The 19360-nt window shown below is 67.3% G+C and carries 24 protein-coding genes and 2 tRNA genes; 13 read left to right on the top strand and 13 right to left on the bottom strand.

Annotated features, from left to right (window positions below):
• Positions 1-287: 287 nt before the first annotated feature.
• Positions 288-1922: a citramalate synthase gene (gene cimA / locus ACZ54P_RS09750; protein ID WP_465461108.1), complete on the top strand. Its 1635-nt coding sequence runs from the start codon at positions 288-290 to the stop codon at positions 1920-1922.
• Positions 1923-1931: 9 nt separating this feature from the next.
• Complete coding sequence (locus ACZ54P_RS09745; protein ID WP_465461107.1) at positions 1932-2702, top strand: fumarylacetoacetate hydrolase family protein; 771 nt, start codon at positions 1932-1934, stop codon at positions 2700-2702.
• A gap of 67 nt (positions 2703-2769) precedes the next feature.
• On the opposite strand, the gene ACZ54P_RS09740 is transcribed toward ACZ54P_RS09745, so the two are convergent.
• Positions 2770-4008, bottom strand: a complete 1239-nt coding sequence (locus ACZ54P_RS09740; protein ID WP_465461106.1) for an FAD-dependent oxidoreductase — start codon at positions 4006-4008, stop codon at positions 2770-2772.
• Between the two features lie 555 nt (positions 4009-4563).
• Between ACZ54P_RS09740 and ACZ54P_RS09735 the strand changes: the two genes are divergently transcribed.
• From ACZ54P_RS09735 to ACZ54P_RS09720, 4 genes are all read left to right on the top strand, one after another.
• Positions 4564-5298: an HAD family hydrolase gene (locus ACZ54P_RS09735; RefSeq protein WP_465461447.1), complete on the top strand. Its 735-nt coding sequence runs from the start codon at positions 4564-4566 to the stop codon at positions 5296-5298.
• 51 nt (positions 5299-5349) lie between these two features.
• Positions 5350-5421, top strand: a tRNA-Gln gene (locus ACZ54P_RS09730).
• A gap of 131 nt (positions 5422-5552) precedes the next feature.
• Positions 5553-5625, top strand: a tRNA-Glu gene (locus ACZ54P_RS09725).
• Between the two features lie 596 nt (positions 5626-6221).
• Complete coding sequence (locus tag ACZ54P_RS09720; RefSeq protein ID WP_465461105.1) at positions 6222-6551, top strand: hypothetical protein; 330 nt, start codon at positions 6222-6224, stop codon at positions 6549-6551.
• A 183-nt stretch (positions 6552-6734) separates the two neighbouring features.
• Here ACZ54P_RS09720 and ACZ54P_RS09715 read toward each other — a convergent pair whose 3' ends face one another.
• From ACZ54P_RS09715 to ACZ54P_RS09705, 3 genes are all read right to left on the bottom strand, one after another.
• Positions 6735-7205, bottom strand: a complete 471-nt coding sequence (locus tag ACZ54P_RS09715) for an OsmC family protein (protein WP_465461104.1) — start codon at positions 7203-7205, stop codon at positions 6735-6737.
• 233 nt (positions 7206-7438) lie between these two features.
• Positions 7439-8290: a hypothetical protein gene (locus ACZ54P_RS09710; RefSeq protein WP_465461103.1), complete on the bottom strand. Its 852-nt coding sequence runs from the start codon at positions 8288-8290 to the stop codon at positions 7439-7441.
• 52 nt (positions 8291-8342) lie between these two features.
• Complete coding sequence (locus ACZ54P_RS09705) at positions 8343-9104, bottom strand: hypothetical protein (protein WP_465461102.1); 762 nt, start codon at positions 9102-9104, stop codon at positions 8343-8345.
• A 287-nt stretch (positions 9105-9391) separates the two neighbouring features.
• On the opposite strand from ACZ54P_RS09705, the gene ACZ54P_RS09700 reads away from it, so the two are divergent.
• Positions 9392-9622, top strand: a complete 231-nt coding sequence (locus tag ACZ54P_RS09700) for a hypothetical protein (protein WP_208616240.1) — start codon at positions 9392-9394, stop codon at positions 9620-9622.
• A gap of 53 nt (positions 9623-9675) precedes the next feature.
• Here the strand turns inward: ACZ54P_RS09700 and ACZ54P_RS09695 are convergent, their stop codons facing one another.
• Both ACZ54P_RS09695 and mbp1 read right to left on the bottom strand, forming a co-directional pair.
• Positions 9676-9897, bottom strand: a complete 222-nt coding sequence (locus ACZ54P_RS09695; protein WP_465461101.1) for a DUF6480 family protein — start codon at positions 9895-9897, stop codon at positions 9676-9678.
• Positions 9898-10025: 128 nt separating this feature from the next.
• Positions 10026-10262 (bottom strand): microaggregate-binding protein 1, encoded by a 237-nt coding sequence (gene mbp1 / locus ACZ54P_RS09690; protein WP_465461100.1) that lies wholly within the window; start codon positions 10260-10262, stop codon positions 10026-10028.
• 135 nt (positions 10263-10397) lie between these two features.
• Between mbp1 and ACZ54P_RS09685 the strand changes: the two genes are divergently transcribed.
• Complete coding sequence (locus tag ACZ54P_RS09685; protein ID WP_465461099.1) at positions 10398-11180, top strand: ATP-binding protein; 783 nt, start codon at positions 10398-10400, stop codon at positions 11178-11180.
• On the opposite strand, the gene ACZ54P_RS09680 is transcribed toward ACZ54P_RS09685, so the two are convergent.
• Positions 11162-11440: a hypothetical protein gene (locus ACZ54P_RS09680; RefSeq protein WP_465461098.1), complete on the bottom strand. Its 279-nt coding sequence runs from the start codon at positions 11438-11440 to the stop codon at positions 11162-11164. The two genes, ACZ54P_RS09685 and ACZ54P_RS09680, sit on opposite strands and share 19 nt — an antisense overlap.
• 199 nt (positions 11441-11639) lie before the next feature.
• Here ACZ54P_RS09680 and ACZ54P_RS09675 point away from each other — a divergent pair, with 199 nt between their 5' ends.
• A complete protein-coding gene (locus ACZ54P_RS09675) occupies positions 11640-12065 on the top strand; it encodes a Fur family transcriptional regulator (RefSeq protein WP_465461097.1) in 426 nt (141 codons plus the stop codon).
• A 23-nt stretch (positions 12066-12088) separates the two neighbouring features.
• Positions 12089-14323, top strand: coding sequence for a catalase/peroxidase HPI (gene katG / locus ACZ54P_RS09670; RefSeq protein WP_465461096.1), 2235 nt, complete (start codon positions 12089-12091; stop codon positions 14321-14323).
• Positions 14324-14388: 65 nt separating this feature from the next.
• Here katG and ACZ54P_RS09665 read toward each other — a convergent pair whose 3' ends face one another.
• Both ACZ54P_RS09665 and ACZ54P_RS09660 read right to left on the bottom strand, forming a co-directional pair.
• On the bottom strand, positions 14389-15180 hold the full coding sequence (locus ACZ54P_RS09665; RefSeq protein ID WP_465461095.1) for an ANTAR domain-containing protein: 792 nt from the start codon (positions 15178-15180) through the stop codon (positions 14389-14391).
• Positions 15181-15195: 15 nt separating this feature from the next.
• Positions 15196-15573: a VOC family protein gene (locus ACZ54P_RS09660; RefSeq protein ID WP_465461094.1), complete on the bottom strand. Its 378-nt coding sequence runs from the start codon at positions 15571-15573 to the stop codon at positions 15196-15198.
• A gap of 77 nt (positions 15574-15650) precedes the next feature.
• Here ACZ54P_RS09660 and ACZ54P_RS09655 point away from each other — a divergent pair, with 77 nt between their 5' ends.
• Positions 15651-15995, top strand: coding sequence for an STAS domain-containing protein (locus ACZ54P_RS09655; RefSeq protein WP_465461093.1), 345 nt, complete (start codon positions 15651-15653; stop codon positions 15993-15995).
• Between the two features lie 3 nt (positions 15996-15998).
• Here the strand turns inward: ACZ54P_RS09655 and ACZ54P_RS09650 are convergent, their stop codons facing one another.
• Positions 15999-16208 (bottom strand): hypothetical protein, encoded by a 210-nt coding sequence (locus ACZ54P_RS09650; RefSeq protein ID WP_465461092.1) that lies wholly within the window; start codon positions 16206-16208, stop codon positions 15999-16001.
• Positions 16209-16460: 252 nt separating this feature from the next.
• Here ACZ54P_RS09650 and ACZ54P_RS09645 point away from each other — a divergent pair, with 252 nt between their 5' ends.
• Positions 16461-17285: a SigB/SigF/SigG family RNA polymerase sigma factor gene (locus ACZ54P_RS09645; protein ID WP_465461446.1), complete on the top strand. Its 825-nt coding sequence runs from the start codon at positions 16461-16463 to the stop codon at positions 17283-17285.
• A gap of 19 nt (positions 17286-17304) precedes the next feature.
• Here the strand turns inward: ACZ54P_RS09645 and ACZ54P_RS09640 are convergent, their stop codons facing one another.
• The 3 genes from ACZ54P_RS09640 to ACZ54P_RS09630 form a co-directional block, all read right to left on the bottom strand.
• A complete protein-coding gene (locus tag ACZ54P_RS09640) occupies positions 17305-17514 on the bottom strand; it encodes a hypothetical protein (protein WP_465461091.1) in 210 nt (69 codons plus the stop codon).
• A gap of 173 nt (positions 17515-17687) precedes the next feature.
• Complete coding sequence (locus ACZ54P_RS09635; RefSeq protein ID WP_465461445.1) at positions 17688-18107, bottom strand: DUF6292 family protein; 420 nt, start codon at positions 18105-18107, stop codon at positions 17688-17690.
• Positions 18108-18189: 82 nt separating this feature from the next.
• Positions 18190-18627, bottom strand: a complete 438-nt coding sequence (locus ACZ54P_RS09630; RefSeq protein ID WP_465461090.1) for an Hsp20/alpha crystallin family protein — start codon at positions 18625-18627, stop codon at positions 18190-18192.
• A gap of 105 nt (positions 18628-18732) precedes the next feature.
• Here ACZ54P_RS09630 and ACZ54P_RS09625 point away from each other — a divergent pair, with 105 nt between their 5' ends.
• Entirely contained in the window at positions 18733-19347 is a 615-nt protein-coding gene (locus ACZ54P_RS09625) for an HSP18 transcriptional regulator (RefSeq protein ID WP_465461444.1), read from the top strand.
• Positions 19348-19360: the final 13 nt, after the last annotated feature.

Raw genomic sequence — 19360 nt, 5'->3', positions numbered from 1 at the left:
AAGGTCCTTTCCTTGCAAATTTCGCAAGGAAAGGACCTTTCATAGCATTCGGGCCCCACACGGCGTCTCAGCGGTTGGGAAGTCCTGCCCGGCTTGTGGACGTCCGGCGGAGCGTGTGCCATGATGCGTTCGTGACCTCCTGCACCATCATTATCGCCGAGCGCGCCGGATAACCGCTCCACAAGAGCCCCCGGCGCGCAACCTCTCGCACCCATGCGGGAGGTTTTTTTGTTTTCAAAACACAGCGTTGCCTGAATCAGCTTTGCCGCCACCATGAGGAGTTCCCCGTGACTCGCACGGAGCCCGCCGACACCCCGCTCGGCGACGCGTTCCACCTCTACGACACGACGTTGCGCGACGGCGCGCAGCGCGAGGGGATCTCCTACTCCGTCACGGACAAACTGGCGGTGGCGAGGCTGCTCGACGATCTCGGGGTCGGGTTCATCGAAGGCGGCTGGCCGGGCGCGCTGCCCAAGGACACGGAATTCTTCGCCCGCGCGGCTTCCGGCGAACTGAAACTCCGCCACGCCGCGCTCGTTGCCTTCGGCGCGACCCGGAAGGCGGGCACCACAGCGAAGGAGGACACCCAGGTTCGCGCCCTGCTCGACTCCCAGGCACCGGTGATCACGCTGGTGGCCAAATCGGACCTTCGTCACATCGAGCGCGCACTGCGGGTCGACGTCGACGAAGCCTGCGCGATGGTGCGGGACACCGTCGCGTTCCTCGTCGGCGAAGGACGTCGCGTCTTCCTTGACGCGGAACACTTTTTCGACGGCTACGCGTTCTCCCCGGACACCGCGTTGAAGGTGCTCGACGCGGGGATGAACGCCGGAGCCGACGTCGCCGTGCTGTGTGACACCAACGGCGGCCAACTGCCGCTCGGCCTCGCGGAAACCGTCCGGGAGGTCAAGGAAAGGACCGGATTCCGGCTCGGGATCCATTGTCAGGACGACACTTCCTGCGCGGTGGCGAACTCCGTCGCCGCCGTGCAGGCCGGCGTGACGCACGTCCAGTGCACCGCCAATGGTTACGGCGAACGGGCGGGTAACGCCGATCTGTTCGCCGTGACGGGAAATCTGGTGACCAAGCTCGGAATGGCGGTTCTCCCGACCGGAGGCGCCGCCGAGCTGACCCGGGTCTCCCATGCGCTTGCCGAAATCGCCAACCTCGCCCCCTTCACCCACCAGGCTTACGTAGGGGCGTCGGCCTTCGCCCACAAGGCGGGACTGCACGCGAGCGCGATCAAGGTGGATCCGTTGCTGTACAACCACATCGATCCAGCTTCTGTCGGCAATGACATGCGGGTACTGGTCACCGAGATGGCCGGCAGGGCCAGTCTGGAGCTCAAGGGACGTGAGCTCGGGGTCGACCTTGCCGGCCAGCCCGAAGCGCTGACGAGCGCCATACGCAAGGTGAAGCAACTCGAGTCCGAAGGCTGGTCCTTCGAGGCCGCGGACGCTTCACTGGAATTGTTGCTGCGGCGGGAGGTCGACGGCCCGCAGAGCGACGTCCTCGACGAACCGCCGTTCGAACTCGAGTCCTACCGGGTCGTACTCGACCACCGGTCCGACGGCGAGGTCGTCTCCGAGGCGACGGTGAAGGTGCACGTCGCCGGCCAGCGGGTGATCGCCACCGCCGAAGGCAACGGCCCCGTGCACGCGCTCGACGCCGCCCTGCGCGAGGCACTCAGCCCGCATCTGTCCTGGTTGGACAGTGTCGAGCTGGCCGACTACAAGGTGCGGATCCTGCCCGGCCATCCGGGCACCGACGCCGTCACGCGCGTGCTCGTCGAAACGAGCGACGGTGAACGGGAATGGACCACGGTCGGCGTGCACGGCAACATCGTCGAGGCGAGCTGGCTCGCGCTGTGCGACGCGCTCGTGCACAAGTCCCTCAGCGAGGCACCCGCGCACAGGTCGTAGAGTGGGGGAGTGCGCCTAGCCCGAATTGCTCATCCCGGTGGTGTCGCGTTCGCTTCGATCGAAGGGGACGGCGACGACGCCCAGGTACTGGAAATCGCCGAGCACCCCTTCGGCAACCCCAACTTCACCGGCAAGCGCTGGCCGCTCGCCGACGTCCGGCTGCTCGCGCCGATCCTTCCGTCGAAGGTGATCGCGGTCGGCCGCAACTACGCCAAGCACGCCGCGGAGTTCGGCAACGAGGTCCCGGCGGACCCGATGCTGTTCATCAAGCCGTCGACCACGGTGATCGGCCCGAACGCGCCCATCCGCCGTCCCGACGGCATCGGCCGCGTCGACTTCGAAGGCGAACTGGCGATCGTCATCGGCCAGCCGGTGAAGAACGTGCCCGCCGCCCGCGCGGCGAGCGTGATCCTCGGCTACACCGTGGCGAACGACGTCAGCGCGCGTGACCTGCAGAAGGCCGACGGCCAGTGGGGCCGGGCGAAGGGTTTCGACACCTTCTGCCCGCTGGGTCCGTGGATCGAGACCTCGATCGACGCGGCCGACCTCGCGCTCAGGTCCGAGGTGGACGGTGTGCTCAAGCAGGACGGCCGGACGTCGGACCTGGTCCACAAGATCCCCGAACTGGTCGAATTCGTGTCCGGGGTGATGACCCTGCTGCCCGGCGACGTCATCCTGACCGGAACCCCCGAGGGCGTCGGCCCGATCGAGGACGGTCAGTCGGTTTCGATCACCATCGACGGCATCGGCACCTTGACGAATCCGGTCCAGGCCGTCTGACGCGTGTCATGAACGGGACTTTCATCGCAAAATTCGCGATGAAAGTCCCGTTCATGACATCTGGAGGCTAGCTCCCGGCCGGCTCCATCGCCCGCCGCGCGAAGGCAGGGGCGTGCTCGGGCCGCAGCCCCAGGCCTAGCAGCCGCGCGGGCACGTAGGAGAGCACGGGAAAGCGGCTGAACAGCTTCACCATCAGGGCGGGCGGGCCGTCGCGCCTGCCCTCCATGACCGGTCGCATGACGTTCTTGTGCAGCATCCGCTGGAGCCCCTGCACCAGCATCGTCGGCGCGAGACGGCGCCTGCGGACCTTCGCCAGGTCCGCCACGGTCGGCCTGCCCCGGCGCAGCGGTTCCGCGAGCAGGGTGGCGGCCGCGACCGCGTCCTGCACCGCGAGGTTGACGCCGACCCCGCCGACCGGTGACATCGCGTGCGCCGCGTCACCGATGCACAGCAGCCCGTCGAGATGCCATTTCCGCAGCAGGTTGAGCTTGACGTCGAGGAACTTGATGTCGTCGGTCGTCTTCAGCTCGTCCACGCGATCGGCGAACTCGGGGCAGACGTCGGCCACGTTGTCCCGGAACCATTCGATGCCCTTGGTCCGCAGGTCCTCGCCCTTGGGGCCCAGGTAGGCGACCTGGAAGTAGCCCTTCCTCGGCAGCGGCACGGCGAACCGGCGGTTCCGCATCTTCGGGGTCAGCATGCCTTCCCCTTCGCCCTCCCGCCGCGAGATCCGGAACCACCACGCGTCGAACGGGGTGCCGTACTCCTTCGGCGTCAGCCCGGCCTCCCGCCGGGCCAGTGACCAGCGCCCGTCGGCGGCGATCACCAGGTCGGTGCGCAGTTCGCCGGTCTTCCCGTCGGCGTCGCGGTAGCGGACCCCGCTCACCCGGCCCCGCTCCAGGATCAGCCCGGTCATCTCGGTGCTCTGCCGCAGCGTGAACGTGGGCTCCTTCGCGCCGGCATCGGCGAGCAGGTCGAGGAAGTCCCACTGCGGGACCATCGCGATGTAAGGGTGCGCCACCTTCAGCCGGGTCAGGTCGGCCAGCCGCATCATCGTGCCGTCCTCGGTGGGAAAACCGGCGTAGGAGATCTCACTGTGCGGCAGGCTGAGGAACTTCTCGCCGAGCCCCAGTTCGTCCAGCAAGGTCAACGTCGACGGGTGCACGGTGTCGCCGCGGAAGTCCCTCAGGAAGTCCTTGTGCTTCTCCAGCACCGTGACCTCGATGCCGGCCCTGGCCAGCAGCAACCCGGCGACCATGCCCGCGGGGCCACCGCCGACGACCACGCAGTTCGGGCGTTCACTCATCCGTCCCACCCCTTCGAAACCCTTATTCATCACTTGTTGAATAAGCTCAGCATGCACCTGCCCTGCCGGTGCGTCAAGCGCCATCCAGACGGAGCCGCTGATCGGAGCGGCGGGCACAGGCGCGATCCGCGAGCCCCGCGGTCAACTGTCCAAAGAGGACTTGAGTCGAGTGGGAACGGTCCCAGAAGGACAGTCGAACAGGAACACGGGCGAAGATACGCTTGTGGACGGTCCGGGTCTCAAGTCCTGTAAGGCTTTCGTGTCCGTTACCGGGTGTGCGCGACCTGACGGGCCTGAAGCGCGCTGAACGGTGACCCTTCACTCGGTCGTCATCATTCGGCGTTGTCCGGTAACTAAAACACGACATCTCACCAACTGGGAGTAGAGTGCCCGCGCCGGAACAGAGCAGCTTTAATCACCTCATCGGCAGAGTCGCGATCGCGCTGAGTGCCCTAGCCTCACTTGGTGGATTTCGCTCTCGTGCCCCGGACCTCGTCACGAACCACGCCTGCCGTTCCGGACGGAGCCCCTTGGGAGCCCCCGGAGTTGCGGTTGGTGTGTCTCGACATCGACGACACCTTGATCGACTGCACGGCGGCGATCCGGCTCAGCCTGCGCACGCTCACCGGCCAGAACGACCTTTGGCCGCTATGGGATCTCATCACCGAGGAGCACGTCGCACTGGTGGTGGCGGGCGAAATCGATTACGCGACCATGCATCACAAGCGTACTGAATGCTTCCTCGCGGAGATCGGCATTTTGGCCGACGAAGAGCAGGTCACCGGCTTCGAAAGACGTCGACGTGAAATTCTCACACGTTCATGGCAATTGTTCGATGATGTCCTTCCCTGCCTGGAATGGCTACGCGCCGCCGGTGTCCTCGTCGCCGCCGTCACGAACGCATCCGGCGCGCATCAGCGCAAGAAGATCGCCGATCTCGGCCTCGCCCGGTTCTTCGACCACGTGGCCATCGCCGGTGAACTCGGAGTAGCCAAACCGGACCCGGTGATGTTCCACTCGGTCTGCCTCGGCCTCGGCTGCGACCCGGCGCAAGCGGTCCATGTCGGAGACAAGCTCGACACCGACGCCATCGGCGCACGCGACGCCGGACTGGGCGCCGTGTGGCTCGACCGGGACGGCATCGCCGAGCGCGCGCCGGTCGGCGTGCACACCATCTCGGGCCTCGACGAGCTCCCTGAGCTGCTGGTTTCCGAGTTCGCGAAGCTCGGCGTCCCGGCCCAGCGCGCTACGGAGACCCCCGCTTTCACGGTGCGGAACAGCGTGCTCTAGTATTCTTTCTCGTGCGGCACCGAGCCGGTCAAGGCCGGAACGGTACCTCACTGGGGTATGGTGTAATTGGCAGCACGACTGGTTCTGGTCCAGTTAGTCTAGGTTCGAGTCCTGGTACCCCAGCTGGAGAACTCTCCGGAGCGAAACGCAGAGTGACCCCCCTGCGAAGGCGGGAAACCCGGTCTGGTAAGTTTCTCCGCAGCAACACAGCAGGTCGACAACTGAAAAACTCCTCTCGCAGGAGGAAATTCCTAGCCCCCGTCGTCTAGCGGCCTAGGACGCCGGCCTCTCACGCCGGTAGCGTGGGTTCGAATCCCATCGGGGGTACGTACAGCTTCATCGCAAAGGCGCCGATCATTTTTGATCGGCGCCTTTGCTATTTCGGGAGCTGACATGGCGTCGGTGGTCCTTCTCCTGCTTTCGCTATCGCGGTCATTTGATCTGTGGGCAGATCAAGTCCGATCGTCACGATGTCGCCGAGGTCGTTGCACTTCACGGTGAGCTGACTCTCCTCGAAGAGCCTCTAAAGGAGGGTCTGCGGAGCCGTGGCCAAGTTGACCCGTAAGTCGGGTCGTCAGGTGCACCGTCTTGGGCTTGCCGGAGCAGCGTTTCTTACTTGCGCCGCGCTGCCGTCCACAGTGGTCAGGACGGCTTCCAGAATGGACGTACGGTCAGGTCCGAAGGTGGAGGCGGCCCGGCTGGCTGGTCGTTCAACCAGCCGGGCCTCGGCCGCGCTCAACCGGTTGGACCAGGTGACACGACCGCATGCCAGTGATTAACCAACATTAGTGCTATTAAACCCTTACCGACTGCTCTATCCAGGTAGTCAACGTAAGGGCGCTTTTCTCGGTGAACCGCAATGGGCGGCATTCGAGTCCCGTGGCAGAGGCGGGTCATCGCCCCCTGCAGGTCGCCAGGCGTTCATGCGGAGACGCAAGGGACGAACGGCGAAAGCGATCATCGCGTCGCTTGTGCAGGGGTACCTCCAGGTCATCGACCGCGCCTGCGCCAACGCCGCCCCGGTGGGGGACACCATCGAGTTGCAGGCGATCGGCACCGCCATCGGACGCCGCCGGGAAGCGGGACGTCCAGTGTCGACTGGGCCGGACTGGGGATCGCCGGTGTCCGCCCTCAGATCGCTTGGCCCTATCCCGGCGCGGCCGTCGCTGGAAGTCGGCGCCTACGGGCTGTCCGGCATCTCGTGCACATCGTGGTCGGCGAACCGCCGCGCGACTGAGCCGCTCCTCGGTTGAAGGGCTGTACAAAACTGGGTAGGTCCGCAGTGCCGGAACGCGAGAAGCAAGGGCGGGCGGGACAGGGAGGCGATGGTCGCCTGGCGGTCGCGTGCGGGGACGAGCCTGGCCAGCAGGCGCGGAGTGCGTTACGGCAGCAGCAGGGCGACGCCGTCGAAGAGCTGGTCGACATGCTGTTGCGTGTCAATCGTCGGCGAAGGTCGGCTCGGTACGGACCTCGAAATTGACGGAGTTGGCGATGAAGCACAGTTCGTGCGCCTTTTCGTGCACCGCGAGGGCACGTTCGCGGTCGGCCTGGGATGCCAGCTTCACCAGCGGGCGGAGGACAGCTTCTTCGAACCGGCCACCGCCGGTGGCGTTCTCGACCATGGTGCCGGACGGGTTGTCGGAGTACTCGGTGACCACGATGCCCTCACGGGCGCAGAGCACGAGATACCACAGCATGTGGCACTGGGACAGGGAGACGATCAGCAGTTCTTCGGGATTCCATCGCTCCGGCAGGCCGCAGAAGGCCGGATCGGCGGTGCCGGGAATCATCGGTTTGGAACCCGCGCTGATCTCGTGATCCCGGCTGAAATCGCGGTAGCCGGTGGTGCCCGACCCGGTGTTGCCGGTCCATCGCACCGCGGCGACGTAGTGATGGCTCTTGGTCAAGGATCTCCTCTTTCGGCCGGCTATTCGACGGAGTGGTCGCGCTCGAAGCCAAGCCTGGCTCGACAGGGAGCGCCAACGCCTCCGCTTTTCGTTCAGCTGGTTCTTCGACGATGCCAACGCTTCAGCCCTCCGTCAAACCAAGCGGGGTCCGGAAACGAGAAAGCGCCGATCACGGTGATCGGCGCTTCCTGCTGTTCCCTTGTCTCACTTGGCGGTTCGGTGATGCAGCCGGGTCAGCCGGTGCAGTCCGGTACCGCCGGGGTGCTGCCGACGCAGTTGCCGGGGGTGTTGGCACTGATCGGCGCGTTGTTCGTGGTCATGGTCCCGTTGCTCCGGAAGACCCCGCCCGCGGTCAGGAGCGCGTGGTTCACGGTCACGGCGGTCTGGGTGATGGTCGTGGCCGTCGAGTCGACCGCGGCTATCCCGCCACCTTGCGCGCCGGTGTTGCCGCTGATGAGCATCGGGCTGCCGGTGACGCCCGTGGTGGTCAAGGTGCCGCGAAGACCGTTGTAGATGCCGCCGCCCTGGAGCAGCGCGGTGTTTCCGAGGACGTCACTTCTGGTGAACGACGCGGCGGGCGCGGTGCCGGACGGGGTGTCGACGTTGGCGAGACCGCCGCCCGCGAGAGTGGCGTGATTGCCGCTCAAGCTGCTGCCGGTGAGCGTCACAGCGCCTCGGTTGAGGATGCCGCCGCCGGCGCCGACCACGCTGCCGTTGGCGAAGGTGACCGAGGTGGTGAGGGTGAGGTTGCCGCCTGCGCTGACTTCGGCGATCCGGAAGGGGAGTACCGCGCTCCGCGTGATGGTCGCCGGGCCGAGCAGTTCGATCGGCGTGGTGATGACCGGCAGCCCGTTGGCGGGTCCGCCGTGCGGCGAGGTCAGTGCGTAGGTGCAGCCGCCCGCCAGCGTCAGGGTGTCCTTGTCGACGGTGGAATTGGCGAGGTTGATGGCGTCGACGAGGGCGTTTTCAGAGCATGCCACGGGAATGGTGGTCGCCTGGGCCAACGGTGTCAACGCGATCATTCCACCAGTCAGGATGGCGGCGCCGGTGACGGTCCGCAAAACGCTGCGGCTTCTTCGCATCATTTCTTCTTTCCTGGAGAAATAGCCAAGCTCGTTATCGCGAAAGAACGGGAAGTCATCCGATGCAGCCGGGGACCGGCGAGGGACTGCCCGTGCAGTTGGTCGCGGTGTTGGCCGTCACCGTGGAGGTGTTCAAGCTCGCCGAACCCGCCGCGTAATAGATCCCGCCGGGATTCACCGTCGCCGCGTTGGTGGTGACCACGCTGCTGGTAAGGGTGAGCGTCCCGTTCACACTCGCGATACCGCCACCCTGCCCGGCGGTGTTGCCGTCGACCGTGCTGCTGGTGAACGTCGCCGCCGACGAGGTTCCGGTGCTGTACAAGGCTCCGCCTCGACCGTTGGCGGTGTTGCCCGACAGCGCGCTTCCGGTAAGGGTCACCGCGCCGAAGCTGAGGATGCCGCCGCCGTCGTTACTGCCGGCGGTGGCCGCGTGACCGTTGCCGAAGGTCACGGCCTTGAGCGTGATGCCTCCGGTGGAAGCCACCTGGCCGATGCGGAACGCGGCCGCGGACGAAGCGCGGGTGATGGTGTTGGCGTTGCCATCGAGGGTGATGGGCGTGGTGATGATCGGAAGTCCGGCCGGGCCGTGCACGCCGTCGTCGCCATGGGCGTCGGTGAGGGTGTAGGTGCAGCCCGGGGTCAAGGTCACGGTGCCGCCGCCTGCCGCGTTGGCCGCGTCGAGCGCGGTGATCAACGCCGTTTCGGTGCAGGCGACGGATTCGGCACGGGCCTGCGCCGGAAGGGGCAGGAGAACGGCCGATCCGGCGGTGAGGACCATGGCGCCGGCAAGGGTGGAAATCGTGCGATTGCGTCGCATTTCGACTTTCCTGGATCCGAGACCGATGGTGGAGGAGCAAGAAGCTCAAACGTCCCGCTGGAAAGCGGTCATCGGTGGTCGATGAAACGACCGATTCCGACCCTACTCCGGTCCGGCGGAAATAGATACCGAGCCGCTTTCCGACGGTGCGGAATTCGTAGCGGCATTATGGAGTGACTGGGCTGAATGGGTTCAGGGTCGAAACTCCGCCGCCGGTCCGGCATGAAACCGCCCGATGCCGGGTATGCGGTCGGTTCGGGAGAAAGTCCGAGAGGAAAGGAGCGATCGTGACGCACACCGAGACCGGCGAGATCACCGGCACCAAGGACAAGCACTACAACCTCATCTGGTTCACCGAGGCCTGCCTGTCCAACGCGCTGCGCATGGAGGCCTACGCGAAGGACGCGGACCGCGACGGGGATGAGGAACTGGCCGGATTCTTCCGCCGCGCGCAGGAGGAGAGCCGCAAGGGTGCCGAGCAGGGCAAGAAGCTTTTGGCGAGCCGCTTGTCCCAGTAGCGGACGCGCGGAAATGATGCCCGGCACGGGAAGCCCGTGTCGGGCATCGGCCGCTAGAGCAGGTCGAGGGCGCGCAGTACGAAGAATCCGGCGACGCCCAGTACCAGGACGCCGATCACGATGAGCGTGACGATTCCCGGTCCGCGTGACGGGATCGGCTGAGGGTGCGAAAGGCCGGAGGTTTGCCCGGCGTCGGGTGGCACGTCTCCCGGCCGCACGGAACCACCTCGTTCGAGGCCGGGGACGTCTTCGGGTTCGGGGCCGGGTGCGGTCATGTCTCCTCGCTGACACAGTGGCCAAGGCCCTCGCCGAGGCTCTTGGATCGGTCCTGGATCAGCGGGAGGCCGCCGGACGGTCCGTCCGGCGGCCTCCCCCTGTGTGTGCGGACCATGGGATGTCGCGCCTACTGTTCCTTGCGCTCGCGTGCCTCGGCCAGGTCGGCCTCGGCCCTCGCGCGATCCGCCTGCGCCTCCTTCTCGGCGACCGTCTCCTGCGCGGATGCCTTCTGCTGCTGTGCCTTGCCTTCGCGCTCCAGCGAGTCGTTGCCCGTGAAGGTGCCCGCGGTCTCCTTGACCTTGCCCTTGATGTCCTCGATGGCGCCCTTGACGCCTTCGGCGGACGCGTCGCTTCGGTCGGTCATCTGCGCCTCCTTGAGGTGTGTCCTGGGGTCGCGATTTTCGAACCCTGTCGGGGAGTACCCGGAATCGAGGCGAGTATTCGGCGGCCACGTTTGGGCGGTGTGATCCGGGTAACCCGGAGGTATGGGGATAACCTGATGAGCGCTACCGACAGTGAACTACGGCTGGTACCGGAGAGTCGCCCGGAGTCGACGGTGCTCACGGTGACCGGCACGCTGAATCGGGTCAACTGCTCTCACCTGCGCGATGGGCTCCTGAAGGTCGCCACCGGCTCTCCGGATTTCGTGATCGCCGACATCGACGGACTCACCATCCGCGACCGTTCGCTGGTGAAGGTGTTCGCGGTGGCCGCGCGCCGGATCGGCGACTGGCCGGGAATCCCGTTCGCGATCGTCTCCTCCTCGCCGGAACACCGAGGGCTGCTGGCGTCCGCGGCTGTCGACAGACTCGTGGCCGTCCACCCCGATGTCGTGACAGCCGAACGGGCGCGCGCTCATCCGCCGCGACGCCAGGCGGTGCAGGACCTCGTCGCCACGGACGTCGCTTCCGTGCTCGCCCGGCGCTTCGTCGGGCGGGTCTGCGCGGAGTGGAGACTGGCCGAGTACGCCGAGGACGTAGCGCTCATCGCGACCGAACTCGTGGAGAACACGATCCGGCACACCGCCTCGCGGCCGAAACTGAAGTTGGAGCTGCGGCGCGGGTTGTTGTCCGTTTCGGTCGCCGACGACGATCCGCACCAGGCCGTGCTGCTGGAACGACGGAGCGCGGGCGTACCCGGAATGGGATTGAGGCTGGTCGCCGAGACGGCTCGTATCTGGGGCTGCAGCTTGTCCTGGTGGGGCGGGAAGGTCGTCTGGGCCGTGCTGAACGTGCGCGGCCCGCCATGGCTTCGTGTGGGTGATCAGACCGAGGGCGGCTGATGTGGCGTGCGAACCGAGTGCGGACGCTCTTCGCGATTCAGCGAAGCCATGGCGAAGGCCGTGGCCACACTGATGAGCACCACCGGTGCGGCACCGGGACTCACGGCCCACCACGATGTTCCCGCCACGAGGGCGGACCAGGCCGCGGCAAGAGTCCGCTTCGCCGAAACCGGGTAGGGCTCGGTCGATGCGCGGGTCGCCTCGATCGCGAGCAAGATCACGCCGGCCGAAGCCGCGAGAAGCACTGTCCAGTAGAACAACCGGGCTACCTCACCTTCCGTGTCCTTTCACCACGGCGGGAGTACCCGGAGCGCGAGCCGGCAATCCGTGGCGTGGCGCACAGACGGCTGGGACCCCGGCGAAGCTCCGGCGGCGACTGTCCCGTAAGGACGATCCGTCCCGGGTGAATCGCCCGCCCTGATTTGACTGATTCCAGACAAGCTTTTATCGTCGTCGGTGATGTCCGACTTCGAGGCACAGCTGCGGGCCGTCTCGTTGCGGGTGACGCGGCCGAGGCTGGCCGTGCTCGCCGCGCTGCGCGACCACCCGCACGTCGATACCGAAACGGTGATCGCGCTGGTGCGGGCCGAACTTCCCACGGTCTCGCACCAGGCGGTGTACGACGTCCTGCGCGCGCTCACCGAAACCGGCCTGGTCCGGCGTATCCAGCCCGCCGGTGCGCTCGCCCGCTATGAAACCCGGGTGGGGGACAACCACCACCACGTCGTGTGCCGGTCCTGCGGTGCGATCGAGGACGTCGATTGCGCCGTCGGCCACGCGCCCTGTCTGACCGCCTCGGACGGCCACGGTTTCGTGGTCGACGAGGCGGAGGTCGTGTACTGGGGTCTATGCCCTGGCTGCGCGGCCGAACCCATCCAGCGATGATTCGCCTGCTCGGAAGGAAGTAAATGAGCGACACCCCGGCCAAGGGCTGCCCAGTGGCCCACGACTCCGTGACCGCGCACGGAAGCGAGAGCGAGAACCCGGCGATCGACTCGCCGACGCCGAAGTCGGGAGGCCGTCCGCGCACCAACAAGGACTGGTGGCCCAACCAGCTCGACCTCTCGGTGCTGCACGCCCACTCCTCGAAGGCCAACCCTCTCGGCGAGAACTTCAGTTACGCCAAGGAGTTCGCCAAGCTCGACGTCGAGGCCCTCAAGCGGGACATCGCCGAGGTGCTCACCACTTCGCAGGACTGGTGGCCCGCCGACTTCGGCCACTACGGCGGCCTGATGATCCGGATGAGCTGGCACGCCGCGGGTACCTATCGCATCCACGACGGCCGTGGCGGTGCCGGTGACGGCGCTCAGCGGTTCGCCCCGCTCAACAGCTGGCCCGACAACGCCAACCTCGACAAGGCACGACGGCTGCTGTGGCCGGTCAAGGAGAAGTACGGCCAGCAGATCTCGTGGGCCGACCTGCTCGTGCTCGCGGGCAACGTCGCGCTGGAGTCGATGGGCTTCAAGACGTTCGGCTTCGGTTTCGGCCGCGAGGACACCTGGGAGCCCGAGGAGATCTTCTGGGGTCCGGAAGACACCTGGCTGGGTGACGAGCGCTACGCGGGCGACACCGAGATGGTGCCCGACGTCGGTGCCACCGAGATGGGCCTCATCTACGTCAACCCGGAGGGACCCCGTGGTAGCGCGGACCCGGCGGCGGCCGCGCACTTCATCCGGGAGACCTTCGCCCGGATGGCGATGAACGACGAGGAGACCGTCGCGCTCATCGCGGGTGGCCACACCTTCGGCAAGACCCACGGCGCCGGCGTCGCCGATGACCACGTGGGCCCGGAGCCCGAGGCCGCCCCGATCGAGACGCAGGGCCTCGGCTGGTTGAGCACCTACGGCAGCGGTAAGGGCGCCGACACGATCACCAGTGGTCTCGAGGTGACGTGGACCGACAAGCCGACGCAGTGGAGCAACCGCTTCTTCGAGATCCTCTTCGGCTACGAGTGGGAGCTCACCACGAGCCCCGGTGGCGCCAAGCAGTACGTCGCCAAGGACGCCGAGGCGATCATCCCCGACGCGCACGACCCGGCCAAGAAGCACAAGCCGACCATGCTCACGACGGACTTGGCGCTGCGCGTCGACCCGACGTACGAGAAGATCTCGCGCCGCTTCCTGGAGAACCCGGACGAGTTCGCACTGGCGTTCGCCAAGGCCTGGTACAAGCTGCTGCACCGCGACATGGGTCCGGTCAGCCGCTTCCTGGGACCGTGGGTGCCCGAACCGCAGCTGTGGCAGGACCCGGTGCCGGAGGTCGACCACGAACTCGTGGGTGACGCCGACATCGCCGCGCTCAAGGCGAAGGTGCTCGAGTCCGGGCTCACGGTCGCCCAGCTGGTCACCACCGCGTGGGCGGCCGCGGCGAGCTTCCGCTCCACCGACAAGCGCGGCGGCGCCAACGGTGCCCGGATCCGCCTCGCGCCCCAGCGTGACTGGGAGGTCAACGAGCCCGAGCAGCTCGCGAGCGTCCTGGAGACCCTGGAGGGCATCCAGCGCGAGTTCAACGACGCCGGCGGCGCCAAGATCTCGCTGGCCGACCTCATCGTGCTGGCGGGTACGGCCGCCGTCGAGAAGGCGGCGCGCGACGCGGGCACCGAGGTGACCGTGCCGTTCCACCCGGGTCGCACCGACGCGACGCAGGAGGACACCGACGTCGAGTCGTTCAAGCTGATCGAACCGCGGGCCGACGGGTTCCGCAACTACCTGCGTTCCGGTGAGAAGCTCCAGCCGGAGGTCCTGCTCGTCGAGCGTGCCTACATGCTCGACCTGACCGCGCCCGAGATGACCGTCCTCGTCGGCGGCCTGCGCTCGCTCGGGATCAACTTCGGCGGCAGCAAGCACGGTGTCCTGACCGACCGGCCCGGTGTGCTCACCAACGACTTCTTCACCAACCTGCTCGCGCCGGGGACCCGGTGGAAGGTGTCGGAGTCCGAGGAGAACGTGTACGAGATCCGTGACGTCGCTTCGGACGAGGTGAAGTGGACCGCCACCGCGGTCGACCTCGTCTTCGGCTCCAACTCGCAGCTGCGCGCGCTCTCCGAGGTCTACTCGGGCCAGAGCGGCCGCGAGAAGTTCGCCGCCGACTTCGCCGCGGCCTGGACCAAGGTCATGGAACTCGACCGGTTCGACCTCGACTGAGTCGTCGTACCGAGTCGAGACGTCGACGGGCCCGGCCGATCCTTCGGCCGGGCCCGTTCGCGTTCTCAGTGGCCGTCGAGTTCCGTATGCCGGGCGGCGAGGGTGCTCGCGAGCTCGGCGAGTTTGACGTTGAGGTCCTGCGAAGTGCGGCGCAGTAGGTCGAAGGCCTCGTCCGCGGTCAGCCCGCGGCGACGCATGAGAATCCCTTTGGCCTGGCCGATGACGTCGCGGGATTCGATGGCACGCCGCAGATGGCGCGCTTCCAGGTCCGCCCGGCTCACGGCGTTGGTGCCCGCCAGCGCGAGTGAGCCGTGCGTGGCCAGCAGCAGGGCGGTGTCCTGGGCGACCGGGCCGAGGGCGTCCGGGCGGCGGCTGTAGATGTTCAACGCCCCGGGAAGCCGAGGCGGAGTCGCTTCGGGCAGCAGAACGGTCGTCAGGATCGCGGTGAAACCGTGCCGCACCGCGGCCTGGGAGAAGTCCGGCCACCTCGTCTCGTGGGCCAGGTCATCGCTACGGACGTGGCCGGGGCTCTCGCTGGCGGCGGCGTCGACGCAGGGTCCCGTTCCGGCGCGGTACTGCACCGCGTCGAGCTCCACGGCCACCTTCTCGGTCGCGACGGGCGTGTGGAAGGTCCCGTCCGCTGCCCGGAGGGTGACCGACACCAGATCCGCGCCCGGTACCACCCGGTACGCGGCGTCGATGATCTGTTGCAGGACCTGTGCCGGCGTCGAGGCGGTCAGCAGCAGGCGGGTGAGTTCGACGAACTGCTCGGACAGCGGGCCTGACCCGACCTGGCCGGAACCGTCGGCGGTAGCGAACGCGGTCTTGTCGAGCTGCCACAGTCGTTCGTCTGTCATCGGTTACCGTCCAATTCAGGGGTCGACCCGACGGCGAAGGAGACAGAAGACGTTTCCTTCGGGGTCGGCAAGCACATGCCACGACTCGGAGCCGGTCTGTCCGATGTCGGCCTTCCGCGCCCCCGCGGCGAGCAACCGCTCCAGTTCCGCGTCCTGATCGCGGTCGGTGGGGCTCACGTCGATGTGCAGGGGCAGTTTGCCGGGTTTCGGGTCCTCGCTGAGACTGAGGACCAAGGTGGGTTGCGGGCCGCCGAAGCCGGTTCCGGGCGGGCCGATCTCGATGTCGGCGCCCTCTTTGCCGAGTTCGACGTAGCCGAGTACCTCGCACCAGAACTTCGCCATGTGGACCGGATCGGCGCAATCGAGGACCAGCTCGGTGATGCGGCAGGCCATAGGGCGAGGTTAGCAGCGGGCGTCCCCACGGGAGGCTGACGGTTGCGTACCGGCCACGGGGCTTTTACGGTCGTGGAATGGCGTTCGATACCGAGGCCGCGCAGCCCGCACCACTCGCCGTGACCGCGGCGGAACACCCGCACGATGCCCTCACCGTCGAGGTCGCGGGCGATGTCGATGCCGCGAGCAGCCCTCGGCTCCGCAGCCAAATCCGTGACCTGCTGGAAAGCCGCCGGCCGAGCACCGCGGTGATCGACATGACCGCCGTCGGCTTCTGTGACTCCTCGGGCCTGTCGGTGCTGGTCCAGCTGAACCGCTACTGCACGGAGTCGGGTATCGCGCTGAGCATCAGGCCGTCCAAGGTCGTACGGCGGGCCATCGAACTCACCGGCCTGTTGGCGACGTTGACGATGGCCGACTAGGCCTCAGCGGCCCAAGGCGTCCTGCAGTTCCTTCTTGGTCATGCTGGAGCGGCCCTTGATGTCGCGCTTCTTCGCGTCGTTGTAGAGCTGGTCCTTGGGCGGCCCACCGGGACCCCGGCGGTTGCCGAGCGTTTGCCGCCCCGCGCTTATTCCGCGAAGACTCGATGTGCTTGTACTGCCGTTCTCGCTTGTCGCTCCAGCTCTGTTCCGCATCGCTCCTCCTTCGTCTGACCTGCGAACACCCGTTCGGTGCACGGGCAAACCGTGACGTCACCCGCTCAGGGCGCTGCCGTGAGGGGGTTTGCCGGAGCAGTGTTCCGGGTACAACGGAGGAGACGACGACGAAGGAGAGTGGATCCATGCCGGCGTTGCGCACCGGGGAGCGCCTGGGGCCCGCGCGTGTCCACAAAGGACGAAGGGACCGATGAAAAGATGCCGTCCCTGATGGAGGAACTCGTCGAACCCATGTTGCGGGAGGAATCGCCGCCGCCCGCGCCGCGCGCCCCGGTGAGCCGAAAGACGCGGCGAAGTGACGACTACTCGCACTGCCGCCCCCTGTTTGACGAACTGGTGACGTTGCCCGCTGACGACCCGCGGCGACGAGAGCTGCGCGAACGGCTCATCCTCGAACTCCTGCCGATCGCCGAACACATCGCCGTGCGGTTCAGCGGCCGCGGCCAGCCTCGGGAAGACCTCGTGCAGGTGGCGCGGGTAGGGCTTCTGAAGGCCGTTGACCGGTTCGATCCCGCGCAGGGCGGGGAGTTCCTCGCCTACGCGGTACCGACCGTGATGGGTGAAGTGCGCCGGTTCTTCCGCGACACCGGCTGGGCGGTGCACGTCCCGCGAGGGATGCAGGAACTGCGCACCCGGCTGGCGCGTGGCACCACGGAACTCACCCAGCTTCTCGGCCGTGCGCCGACCCCCACCGAACTCGCCGAGCACCTCGACCTCGACGTCGACACCGTCCGCGAAGGTCTGCTCGCGGCCAACAGTTACCAGACGTCATCGCTGGACCGGCCCGTCAACGACGGTGAAGGTTCGGTTCCCCTGTCCGACGTGGTGGGGGAGCGCGATTCCCGCTTCGAACTCATCGAGGACCGCCACACCGTGGTCCCGCTGCTGAACCGGCTGCCGGAACGGGAGCGGGCGATCGTCACGATGCGCTTCTTCGACGGCCTGACCCAGTCACAGATCGCCGAGCGGATCGGTATTTCCCAGATGCACGTGTCCCGGTTGCTGACGAAGACCCTGCACGAGCTGCGCCGTCACCTCGACGGCGCCGAGAGTTGAGTACCGGGGCTTGAGCCGCTCAGTCGCGCCCGTTGGCGAACACGGTGCCGAGCCCTTGCCGGAGCGGTGATCCGCCGATCCGGCGCGGGGCGTCCCAGAGGGTGACCCCGGTGGCCGTCAGCACGGGTTTGCCGAGCTCACGTTCGAGGTCGTCCAACAACGGTGTCGTATGCAGCGCGGTCTTCGGGATGAGCACGGCTCGCGCTTCGGCGTGCTCGGCGGCGGCCACCAGTTCGGTGATCCGGCGGCCGTCCCAGCAGGCCAGTGCCCGATCCGAGGGCGCGTCGGCGGAGACCGAATGAACGGCGGCGACCCCGGCTTCGGCGAGGAAACCGGCGAAAGGTCGCGGTCGTGTCGCGGTGGTAGACGGAGTCCCTTGAGGGGCACCCGAAGTGGCCGTGACTACACCGGCAAGGCGGACCTGCCGAGGACGGCCTCGAGGTCGGCCAGCCCGGACGCCGTACGCAGCGATGGCGGGGTGAGCTGACCGAGGCGGTGATCGTCTTCGCGCAAGGCCTTGACGAATTTCGAGACCTGCGCGGGCGGCGGGACGACGGTCTTCCCGCCGAGGTAGCGAAGGACGATGAGGTCCTCGCCGGAGTGGGTCTCGATCGCCGCGGCCCAGCCGTGGATTTCGTCCCACAACAGGGCGACGTCGCGGTCGGGGTGGCCGGGGAGCCGCTCGTCGAGCGCCACGTAGGCCGAGACGGGGCTGTCGTGGTCGACGGTGCAGGATTCGAGGCCGACACCGAGCGCGCCGGTGACTTCGGCGAGGTAACCCCACACGGCGTCGAGGGCGGGTTGGGGGTTGCGGACCGGCATGGTGAGCGTGGCGGTCAACGAGATGCCCTTTCCTTCCTCGGCCGTCCGGCCGGGGCGCGGTGGCCCTGGCCGGACGGGATGCTCAGGCCTGGATCTCCTTGCGGTCGGTGTCGGCGCCGGAGATTTCGATGCGCCGTGGCTTGGCCTTCTCGGCGATCGGGATGCGCAGGGTCAGCACGCCGGCCTGGTAGTCGGCCGCGATGTGCTCGGTGTCGAGAGCGTCGCCGAGGAACAGCTGACGGGAGAAGACGCCCAGCGGGCGTTCGGAGACCTGCATCTGCACGTCTTTGCCCGGCGCCGGCCGCCGTTCCGCCTTGACCGTCAGGACGTTGCGTTCGATGTCCAGCTCGATCGCGTCGGCGGCGACGCCGGGAAGATCGAAGCAGACGACGAACTCTTCCCCCTCGCGGTAGGCGTCCATCGGCATCGTGGCCGGCTTGGACCACGTTCCCGGCGCGGCGCCGAACATCTGCTGGGTGAGGCGGTCCAGCTCACGGAACGGGTCGGTGCGCATCAACATCGGTTCCACCTCCTGGAGTCGCTGTCTCTGGTGTCAACACGCACTACTGTTCTAACATGTCATCGAAACGATGACAACTATCGAGTCGTCGATTGGATGACAACTATGGAGGAAGACCCGGCATGGATGGTGCGCACCGTGCACGACGTCGTGGCCGAAGCCCGATCCGGCGCCACGGAGCCGGACCGGGTGCTGTCGGCTTTGACCACATTGCGCGCGGTGCGGGAAGAACTGGCCGCGTGGGAGCCGGAGCTGATCGCGGCCGCACGGGCGAGCGGCACCAGCTGGACCGCGATCGCGCCGGCGCTCGGGGTCGCGAGCCGTCAGGCGGCGGAGCGCCGTTTCCTGCGCTTGCGGCCGTCGGTGACCGGCGAGAACACGGGGGAGGCGCGGGTCGACGCCGAACGTAAGCGGCGGGCGGGTGATCGCGCGGTGGCGGAGTGGGCGCGGCGTAACTCGACCATCCTGCGGCAACTGGCCGGGCAGGCGGGTGCGCTCGACGGGTTGAACGGCCGCGCCAGGGAAAGCGCCGACAGGCTCAGCACGGCGCTCGGCGAGAACGACGTGACCGGACTCCTGGCGCCGCTCGCCGACCTGCGTGCCCACCTTCCCCGCGAGCACACCGGCTTCGCGGAACGGCTCGGGGAAATCGGCGCGCATACCGATCAGGTCCGGCGGGACGCCGTCGACAACCGCCGGGATCGCCAGTCCTCGCCGTGAGTCCCCGGTGTCA

The organism is Amycolatopsis sp. NPDC034160, assembly GCF_055575355.1.
Note: the sequence above shows the minus strand (reverse complement) of the source record. Positions and strands in the feature narration are given on the sequence as shown.